We start from the raw sequence: 19,271 nt of genomic DNA on the forward strand, positions 1-19,271 counted from the left end.
AGCTTCGCGATGTTAAAACCCTAAGCCAGAGAGTCATTTAAGCCGCCGATTCTAAAAGAAAATCTTGAATATGATCGCGCATGAATAAAGCCATCGAAGAGAGGTCTTCCCATGTTTCTTTATTCGTGTGGGTAATGCACTCAACAAAAACTTTGCTTAAGTGTGGCTCAGCATGTAGCCAACGACTGACATATTTCCCGGTGTAACACACATGCTGCATTTCATCTTCTAAGATTTTTTGAATCGTTGGACGCATTTGTTTCATGTAATCATCGCCAGACTCATCGATGATCGCCAAATGCAGTAACAGTAAACGCCATGAACGTATTTCAATAGAGTGAACCCTAAACAGGAATGTCTTGAGCTCATCGTCAAAGTTCATGACTTTATCTAACTCATATTGAACTTCATGTTCATGCGTTTCTGTCTCGTACCCAGTTAAAGGAATAAGACTGGCAAACAACGTAGAATGATTCATCTCATCGTTATAATGACGCAACATCAGCGGCCTTAATTCATCATCTGCATACCGCTCTGCGATCATTCGTAACCTTGCCGCACCTTTAGCCTCATCGATTGCATTGTGTAAAAGGTAGTAAGCCATCATCTTTTTATTTTGAAAAATAGTTCGAGCCAAACCATTCATCATCTCAGAAGTGAAAGACAAATCAGATACTAAATATTTCTCAATGCAATCCTTGTATTCTTTTGAAAGACTCACACCTTGGGTATCAAATAAATCATAGAGACTGTTTTGTATATTAATCATAAACCATTCCTTTCCTCAGCAGACATCTTCAATAAAGCACTCTCTCGAGTGCCTTATTAAGAGGGAGCAAGCTAATTAGCGAGACTCTTTTTTGTGGTGTTCTGACGGGGCTGGATTCGGTTCAAAGGCAGCATTCGATCGCACCAGTCTTGGAGGTTGGTTAGAGATATCTTGCTTCTTAAGTTTTAACGATAAAGCCGTTCTTAGTTTTCCGTTCATATTCAGATCCTCAAAAATAATGGTATGTTCTGAGCTTAGTAACGATATGCAACTAAGACAAAGAACACAGAGACAATACAACTCGTTAACAAATTGTTACACGATCATTTTTAGAATGTTATTTTTTGGGATTGATAAGTATTCAGAGAGCTTTTACTTCTTTGATAAATTCATTGGAGATTATTATTTGTCGCTGACGATGATGTACAAATCAGGTCTGTACCAATTGGATTGAATAACAAGTAAAACGAAGCCACGGACTTGTAGCTGTTAATGAAACTCTCGTTGAACGGTTCCAGCATCAAAAGCCTCCCCCTCAAATCAAATTGGCCAATCTTTTTAAACATACGACCGAGGGGGAGAACATTCTTTGCCGCTGAACATTACCAACAAAAGATTAGAGATATAAACCAACATTGTCCTGTTTAAACCCTTTACTAGGTTAAATCCCTTTTAGAGATTTCTTGGCCACCCAATAAGAAAGATTGGTCAAAAGATTAGTTTGCACCTTAGTAAGTTCGACCACTCCCTTAAGGTTTTCAAAGAAGGTGCCGTAGTGAGGAAAATCCTCTAGCCCTTCTTGATCGCCAATCAATCGCTTCTTCTTCGCAATCAATGTCGCAAGGTCTTTGTCTTTCAATTTGTTCTCCCAGGCAGAACTTCGGCAGTTATATACCCAGGTAATCTCGACCTCAAGACCTCCTTCGATTCCATAGTGATCGTTGCTAGTTGTTACGAGCTTACTTTTCGTAAACAAAGCAGTTTTAGCAATGTACTCTTCACTACTAGATTCCTTTTTCACCAGTTGAGTGAATTGTTCTATGAGTTTGCTCAACTCTTCTTCACCGTTATCAAATACCACATTGACAGCAAAATCTCCTTTCTTAAATAAGTTATCGATAGGCACGAACAGAGCTTTCACTGATTTGTTCAGCCCGCTATCCAACGGCTTTTTAATATTGGGAGAAAATGGTTTCTTGGTATTCACGAAAACTACAATTTTGGTCATCTTTCGTGCCAGTAATGGCATGATGCCAAGGTTTTCCAGATGGCCCCCGTCCGAGTGGGGATACTCTTCAGAGACTGAGTGATCCCCTTCTAATGTATTCAATGGCATGTGATTAAACTCAGGGAAGCCAAGAGCTCCTAATCCTATATTGCTCGTTATTTCTTGTGGTGCTGCGCCAGTACTGGCCATAATATCATTTAGAGAAAAAGCTTTTTCATTAGTGATATCGAAGCTCCTTACGGGAGCTTGCTTCACCAGCAGTTTTTCGCGACCTCCTATGTCTCGCTTGCTGTAGGGACCAATACAGTCATAACCACAACTCGTGATATATCCACCGCCAAAATAGTCATTACTACTCCAAAGATCTTTATCTATATGACCAACCCTTACTCCTGAATAAAAGGGGGTATATTCCACATGATATTTCTTGTCTGAAGCTAACCCATCTTCATTTAGTAAAGTCGCCCCAAGAATAAGATAAGGTGCCCCTTTTCGGGCCTGATAAAAATCCACTTCAGCATTAGAGGGAAAGCCTTGTCGTGTTAAGGCTTCGGTCTCTTGATCGAAAGTAAAATAGCGACTCGGGTCGTGCAGCCCATAGGGTTTTAAAAACACTTTACCAAGTGAGTAAGCAAAGCTCTCATCTCCTTTTAGTTTTAAGCCACCAGCAACAAGTTTACTTACGAGCGGAGAATCTGTAATCGCACTTTGCATTGATTTGGGATGTACAGATTTGCTGTTAGAAAAAGTGATACTCTCAGGATCGCGTATCCCACCAAAATACTGATCTGTATCTTTGGTGTAGGTGAATGGCGTTGCCGCCCACCCCCCTCCGGATACTGCCGAGATATATTTAACTCTAGGCAGCAAGCCTAACTCATCTAATGCCTTAAGCTGTCCCAAAGTACATGCAGCTGAACGTGTACCTCCACCGGAAAAAGCGACACCTAAATCTCTGTTTGCATAGTCTTCCTTAAAGCTCAACAATTCAGCCTCAGGGAAATGATTCTCATCAATCCACTTACGAGACCAATAGTCTACATAGAATTTACTCATCATTATGTTCTCTCTAACCATTGACATGATTAAAGTTAGTTAAGCCCCTTGAGATATGCAAATGATAGACTACACAAGCTTGATGATTAGGTTGCCAAATCAGATCACCTAACAATAGGTTTCCCAAAATAAAAAGGCCCCGCAAACGCGAGGCCTTAGTTCTACTAACGGTTACAACCGCCCTACTTCACTGACTTCACCGCTTTCATCAACGTTTAATTGAACTGCTGCGGTTGCTCAAGCTTTGGGAAATGGCCTGAACCCTCAATGTAGTAAATGCTGTAATCCTTGATGTGTTTCTTGTTCGACCCTAAATCCGCCAACCTCAAAATTTATTGCTAAAAAGGTAGAAAAGTTTATAGTATTTTTAGATAAAGTTGAGAATCGATATGTCATTACAGAAAAAACAATCCAAAGTATCACTGAACATCAAAATCTCATCAGACTTAGATGTTCGTCTTAAACGAGCGAGAAAAGCAGCGCGTGAACAGGGCTTAATGTTCAACGTATCTCAAGAAGTTGAAAAGTTTCTTGAGAAGGAAATAAAGAAAGTGGAACGCCAGCTATCAATCGATGAAGAGATTAAGAATAACCTCGAGGATTTTGGTGGGCTTAATATAGATGAAATGATGAAATCAATGGATTAATCAAAACACTAACGTATTGATTAAAATGAATTTAAAAAATGACAAAGCGTGGAGATGATTATGGGCACAATAATTGGACTGTTAATTTTGGCTGGTATCAGTGTATTCCTAAAGCGTCAAACGGGGCTTCATTTGCATGAGTGGATTGCAAAAAAATATAAAGAATCTCAAGACAAAAAGTAATGGACTCTATCAGATTGACAGGCTTCATCGATTTAACTTAAAAAACTAAGGCCCCGCAATCTCGAGGCCTTAGTTTTATCTATAGAATGATTACATCCATATTTTAACAACGACAGCGCCCTACTTCACTGATTTCACCGCTTTCATCAACGTTGTGTTGAACTGCTGTGGCTGCTCAAGCATTGGGAAGTGGCCTGAGTCTTCAATATAGTAAATGCTGTAATCCTTGATGTGTTTCTTGTTCGCTTCTGAATCCGTTGGCCATAGGCGAGCATTCACCAATATTACTGGCACATTCACGTTCTCATAGACGCGGTGTGCTTCGCCTGTCACGTATTGGCCTAGATAATGGCGGAACTGGTTTATCGCGATAGCTGGCGGTGCTGATGCCATGTCTTGCGTTACCCAATAAAGTAAATCTGCGTCTACGTCTTTTGGTAGCGAGTCTTTCACGAACATAGTGATACCCGCTTGAAAGTCTGCTTCAAATGGTTTGGTCATTGCATCTAGGTCGCTTTGTGAAACCGCTAGTGCGACATTTTGCGATGTATCGACACCAATAATGCCCTTCACTCTTGTCGGCATCAGTTTAGCGGCTTCTGCAATAACACCGCCCGCCATGGAATGGCCGACTAAGATAACGGATTCGAGTTGTTCTTTCTCGATGACTGCTTCGATATCTTTAGCGAATGCGGCCATGGTGTACTCTTCGCGGTTGAACGATGAGTTACCGTGCCCTGCTAAGTCCATGGTGATCACTTGGTACTGCTTTGAAAACTCACTTACTTGGTTTTGCCAAAGCCTGCTGTCTAAGCTCCAACCGTGAATGAAGATCAGTGCTGTATCCCCACTCCCACTTTTGCCATACGCAATTTGCTCACCATCGTGAGATATCGCAATACCGTACTTAACCGTTGAATCATGAGCCATGGCATTAATGCTACCAAGTGCCATGAATACAAAGAGTGTGATGTTTAGAATTAAACGTTTCATAGTTTCTCTCTACTTACTTTAGAGGGAACACAGAAAGCGCCCCTCTCAATCAATATAGGCACTATAAAGTGTGAAGTTGTAGACAGGTCAAGTTTGTTGACGATGTTTATATTGATATCGAAGAGCGTAGAAATATTGAGCTAACTCGTTTCCAGTATTAAATAATTTAAAGGTTAAGTACTTGTTTAAATTGAGTTACTAGTCTTGAGGTACAAAGTACTGATAGTAAGAATCGCTTTGACCTAAGAGAATACCTTAATATGAAATAATGTAGAGAAATGTATTGGATGTTGTGCATATCTACCCTTATCATATCGTAATTCCAGCCATTCACGTAAATATAACCAGAAATGAATATCTCAAAAAAAATAAAGAATAGCAGCGCTATAGCATCATGGAGTGGCTTTATATATCAAGGGAAGATAGCCCTCTACCATTGCATTCATTTGCTTATCAATGGGAATTCAAATGCCGACCATTTAAAAGTAGAGACTGTCGACGATTTCGTAATTTATGACTTGCTAGGCCAGGCTTTAAGCCTTCATCAAGTGAAAGCTAGGAATGATAGAAAACGCTCAGCATATGAGGGGGCCCTAAAACAGGCGGCAGAAATATCTACAAGTTGCATAGATAAAACAACCAAGCGTTGGTTTCATGTTTCTTGTGACCTTGATGACTTTTCTCCTTACTCTGCGACAAATGCAGATCACAACCAAGTAGATTTCTATAGTTACCGAGATCAGAAGCAGTACCTTAAGCTAGACCATGTTAATACGCAGCTAGAGCAAGTGGTCGCTGATTATTTAGCAAAGATTCAAATACACTGCTCCCCTTTACTAATCCAATACAAGCTTGGTCTTCTTTACACTCTACTTGATACAAGAGTCATTTCTGCTCATGCCAAAATTCATAATGATGGTGAGCTAAAGTTTGATGCGGCGGATAAGACACCAATATCTCTATCTGAAATTGAGGAATGCTTAAGATCAGAAGTGCTGGATGAAACAGATGAAAATGTCGTATTGAACCGTTTTAGACGTAATATATTGGATAGAACAGACGAATTGCTCGAAAGTCACAAAGAGTCCTATGATATATCGTGTAGGGACATATTAGCCTGTCGGAACGCTATAGCTACAATGAGCTTGGAAACGCTAAAACGACTGTATTACTCCAAAAAACCAAATCTTGATTCAGTTTCCATTAAAGGTTTCAGCGATGATAGTGTCGAAAGTTATATGGACATTGTTGCTACGTTGGAGAAGCTAGTTGTTCTGAAAGATCTTCCTCATTACCATCAACAACAATTCGGCACTTATCTACCGACAGCTATTCAATTAAAAAAGATCAATGAGAAGCTCTCTTTAACGGAAATACAAACCAACGTAGAAGCGTTACGTGAAAACTCTATTGTTCAGGATGTCTTATACGAATATAACAACTTAATTGTTGATATGAAGCATTCAGCTTTCCCACTGAGCGAGGCTTCAAAATTAACAGGTAAATTTACCGATATTTCTGATGATGATTTAAACCAAGGACGCCTTACCAAAATTCATAATGTAAGGTTTATCTCTTCTGATGATGCTTATGAGGAACTAAATGGTTAAACAAATTATTCAGCAAGTAGTAGAACGCTCGCCTTGCCAATTTCAGCAGTTAGAAACTCCATCACAAGAGTTTGCATTTTATAAAGCTGCTCATTTAAGCTACCAACGCTTTCTCGTAATTCTAGAGGCAGATCATCTCAGTACTCCTTCCGAGTTAAATGAGTACATAAAAAGTAATACACCTCAGAGCCTTTTAGAAACCCCAGCTTTTGCAAAAAATACTGACTTGGTGGTCCTATTTAAGTTAAATAGCCTGACTGAACTTCATCAGTATGAACACAGAATCTTTGATATAGAGGAAAACGCATATAGCCTTAAAAAACATATTCTGTATTACACAGAAACTGAGCTGGAGAAACTAAAGCATTACTTAGATTCAGGAAAAAATATAGAAACACTTGTTACAGAGTCTGAATCCTTTAATCACTATAAAAAGGACCCTTTTAAAGAGTCTGCCTTTAGTCTAGCGTGTCGCCTTTACGTTAAATTTCCATTCTTATCTGTTCCCGCGAAGGAGGCAACGTTAACAAATGCAAATCAACTCGCAGATCAATATTTAAAAGAACAGAGTCTATGGGAATTTTATAACTCAATAGAGCTAAAACTAAATATTGGTAGTGAATACCAAGAAGTTATGGAGGCATTAATCAATGAACAAATGGCGGATTAATCGGATAAGAATTGATGGTTTTAAAGCGTTCTCTTTTTTTGAAGAAAAATACAACAATGCTCTCATTATCTACGACGGCCCAAATGGGTTTGGTAAAACATCATTGTTTGATGCTAAGCAACTATTGTTTCGAGGTCAGTTACCACGAATAGCTGCTAGGCTAAAACCTGTCACTCCCAATAAGCATAGTTTTAAAAGTAATCTTTACCGTCACAACAGCTACACGGGTGATATTCGCATCATCGCCGAGTTGACCAATGGCAATCAGACAATAAATATAATGCGAAAAGCTGATGCCAAAGATATGAAAGCAAAAATGAATAAGCCAAGTGAATTTTCCATCTTTAAGCTATACCAATCAGATAAATTTGATGATTGGTCATCAGCAGTGGAAATTTTAGATGAAAATTCATTCTGGAGACAATACTTAGGGAGTAACTTCCAAAAAAACTTTGATGTATTGAATTATCTCCAGCAAGATAGTAAAGCGTTGATAATACCAGATGGTTGTTGTGAAGACACAACAAGAACTAAACAAATTGAACACCTCATCAACCTAGACGAATTGAATTCTCGGTTAGAGCATATAAGAACTTTAAAGGCAGCCCGGAAGACAGCTCATGATAAAGAGCTAAAAGTTCATGATTCTTTAAAAGCGGAAGTAGAAAAACTTAAGCGACAATTATCTACTCCGGGTCAATCAATAGACTATCTCAGATTAACAACTAGTGACTTAATTCCAATTTGGGATTCTGAGGTTCCATTAACAACAGAACGTTTAGATGATTATCCCAACCAGCTAGTTTCAATTAATTTGCTTAAAACACTTGTTGCGAACTCTAATGAAGTAGCAATACGGGAACGAAACAGGAAAAAAAGTGCTTTTTTAGAGACGGGCGAGTTCGTCCTGACAGTTCGACTTGCTTCGCAGATAAGTAAACTAAAACCATTAAGGCGTCTAAGCGAACAAAGAAAACCATTAGAGAAAATTATAAAGGTTTTAACAAAGGACGCCGTCGACATTAAAAAGGTGGACTTAACACTGTTAGAGCATCCGTTAGGAAATGGGTTTGATGAATTTTCCAAACTAGTCAAACAAAAAGAGGAGCTTCAAACTTATCAAAGTACGATCGGGGATACTAAGACCAAAACACTAGAACTTCGTAATCGATTGAAAAGTACGATAAGCGAGGATGAAAACAACTGTCCCCTCTGCGGTTTTGATTACAACGAGCAACGACTGTTAATTGATGCTATCGAAGTTCAAACCAAACAAATTGAGAATGAACTAGATATCAATGGAAAAAAAATTTCTGAATGCCTAAACAAAATCCGCTCTACCTTACTAGCATTATTGCCTCCTCTTCAGATGAAACTAGAAAAAATAGATGAAGAGTTTGATGCCACATTGTTACGAGACCTAGAAGCTCATGAACATCAATTAGATCGATTATTGGCGATTGCCAATAGAGTAGAGAAACTCAATATCTCGCTTCCTAAAAAATATGCAGAAACAGCGGAGCGACAAAGTGAACAAGTGGAGGAAGTTCGTCGAAAAATTCTACTGACATTTGAAACCGAGAGTGACGTGCTACCAGAGCAAGCTATAGCTATGTTCCACAGTACTTTTAACAGCCCAGAGGAACTTAAAGGAATAACTCTCGAAGATATTGAAAAGAAACTCAATTATATACATAACGAATACAGCAATTTGGTCAGCAAAACTCATGAACAGAAGTTAAAGGACTTTACTAAGTCTGAAGCTAGGCTTGCGGCCATAAGTAAAGTAGAAAATAAGCTAAAAAATACAGAGAAACAACTCAATCTAGCTCGCAATACCTATATAAATCAGACTCTTGGAGAAATAGAACTACTTTTCCACATTTACACCGGCCGCTTATTGCAAAACATGCAAACTGGACTAGGAATATTTTTGGAGCGTGCAGAAGGGACTCAAAAAGATACGCCATTGCAATTTAAAACAGCTAGAGGACACGAGCATGACGCAGTTCTCTCTATGAGTAGTGGGCAGATTAGTGCACTTGCATTGTCATTATTCTTGGCGCTTAACAAAAAATATGCGGAAACAGGTTTTGTTTTTATCGATGATCCAACGCAGTGTATGGATGAAATTAATATCGCGTCATTAAGTGATTTACTAAGAGTAGAATTGAGAGATCGACAAGTTATCATGTCAACTCATGAGCAAGATATAGCCAATTACTTAATCTATAGATATAGCAAGGCTGGTCTATCTCATCAGAAAATCAACCTATTACAAAAACATAGAGAGGTTGTGGCTACCCCCTAACTCTAGGAAGCTTTTTAAAACACAAGTCTTAACACGTTTTATCCAGTAATTGGTTTGTATTGAGCTTCTGATTCGCAAAAAAAGGCCTCGCAATGCGAGGCCTTTGGTTTTTCTATCTATCAGAAGAGATTAGTCGCGAAGTGCTGCGCCGAATTTCTCTGAGATTGAAGCTACGATAGCATCTACTGAACCAGCGATGTCTGCATCTTCAAGTGTGCGCTCTACAGACTGTAGGCTAAGTGCGATTGCTAGGCTCTTCTTACCTTCTTCAACGCCTTGACCAACGTATACGTCGAACAGTTTAGCGCCTGTTAGGAATTCGCCACCCGCTGCGATACACGCTTCTACGATGTCGCCAGAAGCAACTGCTTCGTCAACAACAACGGCGATATCACGACGGTTTGCAGGGAACTTAGACACTGCTACTGCTTCTGGAAGCACGCGAGTGTTGATAGCTGCCCATTCGATTTCGAATACGATAGTGCGGCCGTTAAGACCAAACTTACGCTCTAGTTCTGGGTGAACAGTACCAATGATACCCACTTCTTTGCCGTCTACTACGATAGCCGCAGTTTGACCTGGGTGAAGTGCTGGGTGCTTAGCGGCTTTGAAGCTGTATGCGATTTCGTTTGCTGAAAGCTCAAGAACGGCTTCTAGGTCACCTTTAAGATCGAAGAAATCTACAGTGTTAGTTGCAATGTCCCAGTGCTCTTCGCCACGAGTACCAGAGATAACGCCCGCAAGCATCATTTCTTGGCGCATGCCGTTTTCAGCAGTTGCTTCAGGGATGAAACGTAGGCCTGATTCGAATAGACGAACGCGAGACTGTTGACGCTTCTGGTTGTGAACAACTGTGTTTAGAAGACCTTGGATTAGGCCAAGACGCATAGCTGACATGTCCGCAGAGATTGGGAATGGCAGGATTAGCGGCTCAACACCAGGTACAACAAGCTTTTGCTGTTCTGGTTCTACGAAGCTGTATGTGATTGCTTCGTGGTAGCCACGGTCTACAAGAAGGTCACGAACGCGCTTAAGCGGTTGGTTAGCTTCTTTGTGGTCATTCATTTTAAGTGCCGCTTTAGGCGCTTGGTTTGGAATGTTATCGTAACCGTAGATACGACCTACTTCTTCAATTAGGTCTTGCTCGATTGCGATATCGAAACGCCAAGATGGAGACGTTGCCGTCCAACCAGCATCAGTGCTTTCAACTTCACAACCTAGGCGAGTAAGAATTTCCACTACGTCTGTAGATGGGATTTCGTGACCTAGTAGGCTGTCTAGCTTAGCGCGACGTAGAGCAACTACGTTTGCTTTAGGAAGATCAGCTTCAGATTCGCTGCCGTTTACTGGCGCAACTTCACCGCCGCAGATTTCAACTAGAAGCTGCGTTGCACGCTCCATTGCTGCTGCTTGTAGAGTTGAATCAACACCACGTTCGAAACGTAGAGAAGAATCTGTGTGAAGGCCGTAAGCACGTGCGCGACCACGGATGTGATCCGGTGCGAAGAATGCAGCTTCAAGAAGTACGTCTGTTGTTTCAGTAGTAACACCTGAATCTTGACCGCCAAAGATACCCGCGATTGCTAGTGCTTTGTTGTGGTCAGCGATAACAAGTGTGTTGCTGTTTAGTTCAGCTTCGTTGCCATCTAGAAGTGTTAGCTTTTCGCCCTGCTCTGCTAGACGAACCACGATACCGCCTTCGATCTTAGCAAGATCAAATGCGTGCATTGGTTGGCCTTGCTCTAGCATCACGTAGTTTGTGATGTCTACAACTGGGTCGATTGAACGGATACCACAACGACGCAGTTTTTCTTGCATCCAGATTGGTGTTTCCGCTTTCACGTTTACGTTCTTAACCACACGGCCAAGGTAACGTGGACAAGCATCCGTTGCTTTGATTTCAACAGATACTGTGTCTTCAATGCTTGTTGCAACAGCTTCAACTGTTGGCTCTGTAACGTCTGCGCGGTTTAGTACGCCAACTTCACGAGCAAGGCCACGGATGCTGAAGCAGTCTGCGCGGTTTGCTGTTAGGTCTACGTCGATAGTTACGTCGTTAAGCTCAAGAAGCTCACGTACGTCCATACCTAGCGTTGTGCCTTCAGGCAGCTCAAGGATGCCGTCAGACTCTACGTCGATACCTAGCTCAGAGAAAGAACAAAGCATGCCGTGCGATGGAACGCCACGTAGTTTTGCTTTCTTGATTTTGAAGTCACCAGGAAGTACTGCGCCAACTGTTGCTACTGCTACAGTTAGGCCAAGACGACAGTTAGATGCACCACATACGATGTCTAAAAGCTCTTCTTCGCCGATATCAATTTTTGTAACTTGTAGTTTGTCTGCGTCTGGGTGCTGACCGCACTCAACCACTTTACCTACTTTAACGCCGGTGAATTCACCAGCAACAGGTTCTACATCGTCAACTTCCAAACCAGCCATAGTGATTTGGTGAGCTAGCTCTTCGCTGTTAATTGCAGGTTTAACCCACTCGCGTAGCCAAGATTCACTGAATTTCATAGTTTTGACTGCCCCGGATTACTTGAATTGTTTAAGGAAACGAAGGTCGTTCTCGAAGAACGCACGAAGGTCATTTACGCCGTAACGAAGCATCGTTAGACGCTCTACACCCATACCGAATGCAAAACCAGAGTATTTCTCAGGGTCGATGCCAACAGAGCGAAGTACGTTAGGGTGAACCATGCCACAGCCTAGAACTTCTAGCCATTTGCCATCTTTACGTTTCACGTCAACTTCAGCTGAAGGCTCTGTGAACGGGAAGAATGAAGGACGGAAACGCACTTCAACTTCTTCTTCAAAGAAGTTACAAAGGAAATCGTTAAGAATGCCTTTAAGTTGTGCGAAGTTTACGTTCTCATCAACTAACATACCTTCCACTTGGTGGAACATTGGCGTGTGAGTTTGATCGTAGTCGTTACGGTAAACACGACCCGGAGCAATGAAGCGGAAAGGCGGTTTGCCGTTTTCCATCGTACGGATTTGAACACCAGAAGTGTGCGTACGTAGCATTAGATCAGGGTTGAAGAAGAAAGTATCGTGATCAGTACGAGCTGGGTGATCGTCTGCGATGTTTAGTGCATCAAAGTTGTGGAATGCATCTTCGATCTCAGGGCCAGACTCAGTGCTAAAGCCAAGCTCACCAAAGAACTGTTCGATACGCTCAACGGTGCGAGTAACTGGGTGAAGACCACCGTTCTCAATGCGACGACCTGGTAGGCTCACATCGATAGTTTCTTCAGCTAGTTTCGCTTCAAGCTCTGCACGTTGTAGTGCGTCTTTGCGAGCTGCGATCGCTTGTTGAACAGCACCTTTCGCTTTGTTGATCTCTTGACCAGCAGTGCGACGCTCTTCAGGTGGAAGTTTACCTAGGCTTTGTAGTTGAAGAGTTAGTTCACCCTTCTTACCTAAATACTGAACTCGCACTTCATCAAGTGCGACTAACGAATCTGCTGTATCAATAGCAGTCGTTGCATTAGCAATGATCTCTTCTAGATGTTGCATCATTTCCTCATCTACCAGTCGGTAGTGTCCGTATCGGATGATTAGTTTTTTTAGATAGCTACACATAGTAATCAAACACGCAACCAATGCCAAATTGAATCGCTAAAAGAACAAGTTATTGCCTAAAAACACGGCAAATTTAACAGGATATTAATGAGGAGTAAGAGGAAGTGGCACAAATACGAGTGCCACTCCTTTGTTTGGAAGTGAATAGCGCTTAAAAACTAAAGTGAAAAGTACTCTCGATTTTAAGTATCTTGAGCGCTAAAACTGACAAGATCTATGGCTCTAGGTTTTAAGTGAGTAGAGCTCTCAACTCAAATAAACGCAAACCAGCTCTAAAGCTGAATCGAACAAACGCTGTTTTTGCCTGCGTTTTTCGCTAAATAGACGGACTCATCGGCGGCTTTAATCAACTCGTTCATTGAGCCGAATTCTTCGGTTATTTCAGCGACACCGACACTAATACTGCCAATCCAAGCTTGGTTGCCGGTTTCGACCTCTAATTCAGACACTTTCTGTCGAGCCGTTTCCGCGATGTGCATTCCACCTTTAAGATCGGTGTTAGGGCAAATAACCAAGAACTCATCGCCACCTAACCGGCAAACAATATCATCATTACGAAAGGTGTTTTTCAGTTCACGGGAGAGGGTTTGTAGCACCAAGTCGCCTGCATCATGTCCACTGGTGTCATTAATGCGCTTGAAATTGTCGGCATCAATCATAATGCACACTAAAGGCAAACCAAGCTCTTTGGAGTCTTGCCAATGTAGCGCTAACTGTTTAAAGGCATTACGGCGGTTAGGCAAATTAGTGAGTGAGTCTGTTAACGACAACTCTTCAAGTTTCTTACTCGCTCGTTTCAGTTCTGTAGTCCGTTCCTCGACTTTGTCTTCGAGTAACTGGTTGAAGCGTAACAACTGTTTGTTTCGTTCAGAGACTTGTTCAAACAGGCTGTTAAGCGCAGTCAACAGCGGGACAGTCGAAGAATCTTGCTGCTTTTCTTCTGCTTCAAAGGCTTGTAGAGGTGTTGCGCCTTCTTCTATGGCGACCATTTGTCGCGCCATGTTTTGGTCGATGCCAAGGATGTGATAAGCAAGCCAATGGATGAGAAAGTCCAATAACTGCCGTGCTGACGACTGATCTTCTTCCAAGATGAAAGCTTGCATACTGTAGATATCTTGCATAAATACACGATGCACTTTGATGTGCTCTTCAATGTGTCGCTCATACACGCCACAATCTCTCATCAAAGATTCTTCTTCTTTAAAGTGAAATTCGGCATAGCGCGTGAGATCGAGTAAAGCGATGTTAATATCGTCTATAGAGATAGTATTCTCTGACAAAAGATTTCCGTAATGGTTGATAAAACCAACAAGGTATTGATGTTGTTCATCGACAACACCAATGCCTGTTTCAAAGTTTTTATCCCAATTAAATAAATTCATAGATCCCTTAGGGCCGATACCACCAGCACGATTTACATGCATATTCGGAGGTTATAGATACTCGAAAAATATAACCATCTTACCTGTGGGACTATTCGATTATTTGCTCCTTTTTATAAAAAGACGACGTTAAACATTATAAATATAGCGCGTCTTAAATCTGAGACACCCCCTTTAACAAGAATGCCCCACCAAACCAACATTAGAAATAATATTCCAACGCCATCTCAACAAAGTCGTCCTTACGAGCAAAGAACAACAAGTCCTCTGGGGTTTCGTTCTCAAACAACCACGCGTTCAATCGCCACTTGAGGTTGTTGTTGATGCGACTTGAAGCTTCCAGTTTTGCACTGTAGACATCGCTGTTGTCCAAGTCTTGCGTGATGCCTGTAAGTACCTCGGTGCCATCTTCATCGTTCAATGCGAAACGCGCCCCAAGAAACACATCGTTTTGGCCGATGGTTTGGGCGTTATTGCCTCGGCTGTCATACAGATATTCAGCAATGAAGCCGATATCCCAGTATGATTCAAGCGCCCCCACCCATGTGTATTCAAAGCCTGTCGCTACGCCTGTGTGGTTGTCGTAACTGTCGCGATAAATGCTTTCCAACTTCCATAACCAATCACCGATAATGCCTTGCACATCCAATCCGAAATGCTGCATTTGCGCGTAATACGGCTTGAGTTCATTGCCTTCTACACGATAATAAGGGTCGCGATTGGTGCCGCCTAGGTAACTTAAACCGACATCCCAATCGCCGTACATTTGGCTATAGCGCAGTGCCACATCGACGTGCTTTTCTTCTCTTGAAGATTCGTAAAGCGCATCGTCCGATACAGGTACAGTAGGCCTTAATCGACCGTCTTCACCTGCAAAGGTACGTTCACGAAAATACGGCAGTAACATGGCATCGATGGTTCCCCAGTCTTTAATCGAGGTGAAGTGCACCATCGGCTGACCTAACTTGGATTCACCATCGACCGATTCAATGGCATCAGTTTGGTTTACCACATCTACTAAATGCGCCGATTCGGTCACGCCCCAGAACACTTTGCCAACACCCGCTCGCAGTTCGTAGTCATCCCAATAATTGAGATACAGAGCTTCACGAACGTCGCCATGGGTTCTCTCATCATCTTCGCTGTCTAGGCGATAAAACGGGGTGAAGGTAAAGCTGCCGTTACCCTCCTCTTGCTCCCAGTAAAATTCTGGCTGCAACACCAGTGAGCTTTGTCCTTTGTCTTGCCCTTGCAAACCGTCGCTAAAGAACTGCCTGTGTTCAAGGTTCACCTGCCCTGAAAGATCCGGAGTAAGCTTCTCTACTAGATCTGAGCTAACGCTGGCCGCCACACATGGCAGCGACACCTGCATAAGCCCGACGGTCACTGCCAAAGTTAAGGATAACTGGGTTCCTGTTGCCACAATCCTTTTCATATTCCTGCCTTATTTTGCACGTTTCAGTGTGTTCTTTTGAAAATCCTTGTCTTTAAGACCGGTCTGGAAGGCTAAATCTGTCGTGGTTAATACCGTACTTTTGCCTGTTTGATGGTTTTGCATCGACATGGTGTGAGCGCGCCAGTATTGGTTTAGGTATTGTTTGTAGTCTTGGAACGACAGGGTTTTCAGCAATGCACCTTTGCGATCGTAAAATTCCACTTGAACTGGGCGGTAATATTGTTGGTCTAGCCATACTTTCTGCATGGTGTAGCCGGAGTTTTTATCGGTCGGAACTTGCTCTAATACAAAGGTATCCACGCCTTCAATTTTGGCGTCTTCAATGTAGTTGAAGGTGTACTTTCCTAACTCGAACGAGCTCAAGTCTTCGTAAGCAAATTCACTGCCCATAAACGGGCCAGATTTGTTGCGTGAAGAAATGCGTTTTACACGCTTCAAGGCAGGCAAGTACAACCATTGGTCATCCGATTTAGTGATGTGCGAATGGTTTAAGAAAGCCGTGCCTTTTACGTCGCGTGGCTCATCAAAAATGGTCAGCCCTTTATCACCATCGTCATCTACTTCTAACGACTTCAATCGCATTAGACGTGTGCTGCTTTCGCCCTGTTTGTTGCGAAGCAACATTTCCATGGTTGCGACAGAATCGCCCCACCCGACATCGACCGCTTTACGCTGCTCGGCAATTTCTAAGCCTTTCGCTGGGTCTGCTAATGCTGGGAAAGCCGCGAATGTGCCTATTGTTAACGTGCCGACGCTTAATGAGCTAACAGTAAGCAATGTAGTAACGAATGATTGTTTAACGATTTTCATAAATATCTCCTTGAGTCAGCCCACCGCAGCAGGCTGACGTTTCCTTATTTAGTCGAAGTAGACAGTTCGCCAGCTGGGTTAGACGGGTTGGATTGCGCTTTAGCGGATGACTTTGGTTGGTACTGGGCTTTATCTGCATAGCGAGTCTGTTTGTCGAAGATCATCAGTAAGCTCGGTAGCAAGATGAAGTCGACCACCAGCGCAATGAAAATCACAATCGCGCTGAGTAAGCCCATGTCGGAGTTGAGTCTGAAGCTCGACATCGCCAGCACAGAGAAACCCGCCACGAGTACGACTGTGGTGATCCACAATGCACGGCCAACGGTGTGGAAAGCGTAACGAACCGCTTCTTCTGCTGATTTCCCTTCAATTCTGGCGCGTTGGTATTTACTTAAGAAATGCACTGCATCATCGACCACGATACCCAACGTAAGCGTGACCACGACTGACAAACCCAAGTTGATTTCACCCGAAATAAGCGCCCATAAACCAAAGCCGATAATCGCCGGAGCAATGTTTGGCACTAGGCTGATCACCCCTAAGCGAACCGAGCGCAATGCAAAGATCATCAAGCCAGAGATAAGCACTAAGGTGATAGGCAGAGTCGATAACATACTCGCCATGTTGGTTTCGCCAATGTGAGCAAACATCAATGACGGACTGGATGCGACCACTTCATATTGCGGCGCATTAGCGGCAAACCATGAGTAGATGCGCTCTTCGAGTTCAACCAATTCCACACTGCCTAGGTTGTCCACCGTGAGCACCATTTTGATCGATGATTTATCGACGTTGATCTGGTTGTTTAAGTCCAAGCCATAAGGCAGAGACATCTCGTAAAGCAGCAGGTATTGCGCGGCAAGTTCACGATTAAGTGGCAGTTGGTAGTAGCTGTCGTCATCGCCATGCATGTTCTTATTCAAACGCATGTAAACATCGGAAAGCGTGGCCACATGGTCGGTTTCTGGTTGAACGCGTAGCCACTCAGTAAAGTCACCAATCGCTTGCAAAAACACAGGATCGGCAATCGCTTGAGACTCGTTGGTTTTCACTGCGATACTGATGGTCGTCATACCACTTACGGTCTGTTCCATGAAGTCCGCAGCTTGTCTGAATTCGCTTGAGGTATCGAAATACTTCACCGATTCATCATTCACTTTGTTGAGTGGAATTAACGCCGCAGCACCAACAATCACAAGAGTAGAAATAGGCAGTAGTGCTTTACGGTTAGCAACGACAAAATCACCCAGCTTATCCATGAAGGTGACTTTGCTTTGTGCCGCCCCTTTTCCTTGCGTAGATAAGCTGGCTGGCAGAATTTTAACTGGCAATAGTTTTAACAGCGCAGGAAGCATAGTCACTGATAAGAAACACGCGATGATCACGCCCAATGCCGACAAGTTACCGAAGTCTCGTAATACTGGAGAGTCCGACATATTCATCATCAAGAAGCCAATCGCGGTGGTGACAGAAGTAATTAAGATCGGCATCGCATTAAGCTTGATGCTGTATTGAATGGCTTGTGCTTTCTCCATCCCACGCTGCATGGCTTGTCTCATGGTCACGATTACGTGAACACAATCAGCAACCGCAAGGGTTAGCACTAAGGTCGGAACGTTGACCGTTGCGGTGCTGAGGAACATCCCTGCCCAGCCAGACAACCCCATGGTGGCAACAATTGAAGAGATAATCACAACTAAGGTCGCCACTACACTAAAGAACGAGCGCAGCATAAAGGTCAGGAACACCAACACCACCAACAGCATTAATGGCACGAGCGTTGAGCTGTCCTCTTGAGCCGAAGTCATAAAGGCGTTGTTCATGGCGATGATGCCCGCTTTATGGAATTCGACATTCGGGTAATCGACTTGGTACTTGGCGATCATAGTATTGATAGCCGCGATTACTTCTTGCACTTCCGCAGTTTTATCCACTTCAGGCAATTGCACGGTGACGTTCACAATCGTCACATCGCCAGAGGCTGAGACTAATGCGTTTTTAAGCAGAGGTTCATTGAGGGCGATCTGTTTTACTTTGGCGATTCGCTCTGGTGTGTGCTCATATTCTTCGTACAACAAGTCTTCGACCAAGAGGTCGTCTTCAACCGCTTCGGTATGCTGATAATTAGCAAGTGAATCGACACGGCTTGAATACGGGATCTGCCACGCATCGACCGTGAGGTTTTGAATTAGGGTGAGAGTTTCTGGGGTGAAGACATTGCCATCTTCAGGCGCGACAACAATCGCGAGGTTGTCGGTTTTTGCAAAGGTGGTTTGGATTTCGTCAAACGCCATCAACTGTTTGTTGGTGCCTTCGAAGAAGATATTGTAGTCCCCTCTAAAGTAGAGGTTCTTCGCCCCAAAAGCAGAGAGCATGATGATTGAAAAAACCACCAGCAGAACGATAAACGAACGCTTGGTCGGTATTGAGTGCCAACTGTTATTTAGATCAGTGTTTGCGTTATCGACATTACGGTTATCTCGATTTTGTTGATCGAAAGCGGGCTTCTGGCTGTCATGTTTCATCACAGTCTCCATTTGTGACGATTCGTCATATTTGTGTCATAAAAAG

At 42.8% G+C, this 19,271-nt stretch carries 14 protein-coding genes; 4 read left to right on the forward strand and 10 right to left on the reverse strand.

What is annotated here, in order from left to right; translation table 11 throughout:
- Nucleotides 1-37: 37 nt before the first annotated feature.
- The 3 genes from FTW16_RS12230 to FTW16_RS12235 form a co-directional block, all read right to left on the reverse strand.
- Nucleotides 38-769, reverse strand: a complete 732-nt coding sequence (locus tag FTW16_RS12230; RefSeq protein WP_146491272.1) for a GTPase — start codon at nt 767-769, stop codon at nt 38-40.
- Nucleotides 770-844: 75 nt separating this feature from the next.
- On the reverse strand, nt 845-988 hold the full coding sequence (locus tag FTW16_RS24505; RefSeq protein WP_157938716.1) for a hypothetical protein: 144 nt from the start codon (nt 986-988) through the stop codon (nt 845-847).
- 442 nt (nt 989-1,430) lie between these two features.
- The gene (locus FTW16_RS12235) at nt 1,431-3,056 is read right to left on the reverse strand and encodes a patatin-like phospholipase family protein (protein ID WP_229650154.1); all 1,626 of its coding nucleotides are present in this window, start codon (nt 3,054-3,056) and stop codon (nt 1,431-1,433) included.
- A gap of 386 nt (nt 3,057-3,442) precedes the next feature.
- On the opposite strand from FTW16_RS12235, the gene FTW16_RS12240 reads away from it, so the two are divergent.
- A complete protein-coding gene (locus FTW16_RS12240) occupies nt 3,443-3,700 on the forward strand; it encodes a hypothetical protein (RefSeq protein WP_146491274.1) in 258 nt (85 codons plus the stop codon).
- 303 nt (nt 3,701-4,003) lie between these two features.
- Here the strand turns inward: FTW16_RS12240 and FTW16_RS12245 are convergent, their stop codons facing one another.
- The gene (locus FTW16_RS12245; protein ID WP_146491275.1) at nt 4,004-4,876 is read right to left on the reverse strand and encodes an alpha/beta fold hydrolase; all 873 of its coding nucleotides are present in this window, start codon (nt 4,874-4,876) and stop codon (nt 4,004-4,006) included.
- A 350-nt stretch (nt 4,877-5,226) separates the two neighbouring features.
- Between FTW16_RS12245 and FTW16_RS12250 the strand changes: the two genes are divergently transcribed.
- Genes FTW16_RS12250 through FTW16_RS12260 form a run of 3 tightly spaced genes read left to right on the forward strand, consistent with a single transcriptional unit; the run spans nt 5,227 to nt 9,467 of the window.
- Nucleotides 5,227-6,486, forward strand: coding sequence for an ABC-three component system protein (locus tag FTW16_RS12250; protein ID WP_146491276.1), 1,260 nt, complete (start codon nt 5,227-5,229; stop codon nt 6,484-6,486).
- The gene (locus FTW16_RS12255; RefSeq protein ID WP_146491277.1) at nt 6,479-7,156 is read left to right on the forward strand and encodes an ABC-three component system middle component 1; all 678 of its coding nucleotides are present in this window, start codon (nt 6,479-6,481) and stop codon (nt 7,154-7,156) included. The genes FTW16_RS12250 and FTW16_RS12255 overlap by 8 nt, the downstream gene beginning before the upstream one ends.
- A complete protein-coding gene (locus FTW16_RS12260; RefSeq protein WP_146491278.1) occupies nt 7,137-9,467 on the forward strand; it encodes an AAA family ATPase in 2,331 nt (776 codons plus the stop codon). Before FTW16_RS12255 ends, FTW16_RS12260 begins: the two co-directional genes overlap by 20 nt.
- A gap of 129 nt (nt 9,468-9,596) precedes the next feature.
- Here the strand turns inward: FTW16_RS12260 and pheT are convergent, their stop codons facing one another.
- From pheT to FTW16_RS12290, 6 genes are all read right to left on the reverse strand, one after another.
- Entirely contained in the window at nt 9,597-11,984 is a 2,388-nt protein-coding gene (gene pheT / locus FTW16_RS12265; RefSeq protein WP_146491279.1) for a phenylalanine--tRNA ligase subunit beta, read from the reverse strand.
- Between the two features lie 18 nt (nt 11,985-12,002).
- Nucleotides 12,003-12,986 carry a phenylalanine--tRNA ligase subunit alpha gene (gene pheS / locus FTW16_RS12270; protein ID WP_004734764.1) on the reverse strand — a complete coding sequence of 328 codons (984 nt, stop codon included), beginning with the start codon at nt 12,984-12,986 and terminating at the stop codon, nt 12,003-12,005.
- Between the two features lie 338 nt (nt 12,987-13,324).
- Nucleotides 13,325-14,476, reverse strand: coding sequence for a GGDEF domain-containing protein (locus FTW16_RS12275; RefSeq protein ID WP_409994448.1), 1,152 nt, complete (start codon nt 14,474-14,476; stop codon nt 13,325-13,327).
- 160 nt (nt 14,477-14,636) lie between these two features.
- Nucleotides 14,637-15,869, reverse strand: a complete 1,233-nt coding sequence (locus tag FTW16_RS12280) for a hypothetical protein (protein ID WP_146491281.1) — start codon at nt 15,867-15,869, stop codon at nt 14,637-14,639.
- Between the two features lie 9 nt (nt 15,870-15,878).
- A complete protein-coding gene (locus tag FTW16_RS12285) occupies nt 15,879-16,700 on the reverse strand; it encodes an outer membrane lipoprotein-sorting protein (protein ID WP_146491282.1) in 822 nt (273 codons plus the stop codon).
- A gap of 44 nt (nt 16,701-16,744) precedes the next feature.
- Nucleotides 16,745-19,237: an efflux RND transporter permease subunit gene (locus tag FTW16_RS12290; protein WP_261383442.1), complete on the reverse strand. Its 2,493-nt coding sequence runs from the start codon at nt 19,235-19,237 to the stop codon at nt 16,745-16,747.
- Between the last annotated feature and the right edge of the window lie 34 nt (nt 19,238-19,271).

The sequence above is a fragment of the Vibrio sp. T20 genome (genome assembly GCF_007858795.1).
Taxonomy (GTDB): Bacteria; Pseudomonadota; Gammaproteobacteria; order Enterobacterales; family Vibrionaceae; genus Vibrio; species Vibrio satsumensis.

What these genes read in the sequence shown, in the direction of transcription:
- FTW16_RS12230 (WP_146491272.1), bottom strand. Translation starts at nt 769, where the DNA reads ATGATTAATATACAAAACAGTCTCTATGATTTATTTGATACCCAAGGT.
- FTW16_RS24505 (WP_157938716.1), bottom strand. Translation starts at nt 988, where the DNA reads ATGAACGGAAAACTAAGAACGGCTTTATCGTTAAAACTTAAGAAGCAA.
- FTW16_RS12235 (WP_229650154.1), bottom strand. Translation starts at nt 3,056, where the DNA reads ATGATGAGTAAATTCTATGTAGACTATTGGTCTCGTAAGTGGATTGAT.
- FTW16_RS12240 (WP_146491274.1), top strand. Translation starts at nt 3,443, where the DNA reads ATGTCATTACAGAAAAAACAATCCAAAGTATCACTGAACATCAAAATC.
- FTW16_RS12245 (WP_146491275.1), bottom strand. Translation starts at nt 4,876, where the DNA reads ATGAAACGTTTAATTCTAAACATCACACTCTTTGTATTCATGGCACTT.
- FTW16_RS12250 (WP_146491276.1), top strand. Translation starts at nt 5,227, where the DNA reads ATGAATATCTCAAAAAAAATAAAGAATAGCAGCGCTATAGCATCATGG.
- FTW16_RS12255 (WP_146491277.1), top strand. Translation starts at nt 6,479, where the DNA reads ATGGTTAAACAAATTATTCAGCAAGTAGTAGAACGCTCGCCTTGCCAA.
- FTW16_RS12260 (WP_146491278.1), top strand. Translation starts at nt 7,137, where the DNA reads ATGAACAAATGGCGGATTAATCGGATAAGAATTGATGGTTTTAAAGCG.
- pheT (WP_146491279.1), bottom strand. Translation starts at nt 11,984, where the DNA reads ATGAAATTCAGTGAATCTTGGCTACGCGAGTGGGTTAAACCTGCAATT.
- pheS (WP_004734764.1), bottom strand. Translation starts at nt 12,986, where the DNA reads ATGCAACATCTAGAAGAGATCATTGCTAATGCAACGACTGCTATTGAT.
- FTW16_RS12275 (WP_409994448.1), bottom strand. Translation starts at nt 14,476, where the DNA reads ATGCATGTAAATCGTGCTGGTGGTATCGGCCCTAAGGGATCTATGAAT.
- FTW16_RS12280 (WP_146491281.1), bottom strand. Translation starts at nt 15,869, where the DNA reads ATGAAAAGGATTGTGGCAACAGGAACCCAGTTATCCTTAACTTTGGCA.
- FTW16_RS12285 (WP_146491282.1), bottom strand. Translation starts at nt 16,700, where the DNA reads ATGAAAATCGTTAAACAATCATTCGTTACTACATTGCTTACTGTTAGC.
- FTW16_RS12290 (WP_261383442.1), bottom strand. Translation starts at nt 19,237, where the DNA reads ATGGAGACTGTGATGAAACATGACAGCCAGAAGCCCGCTTTCGATCAA.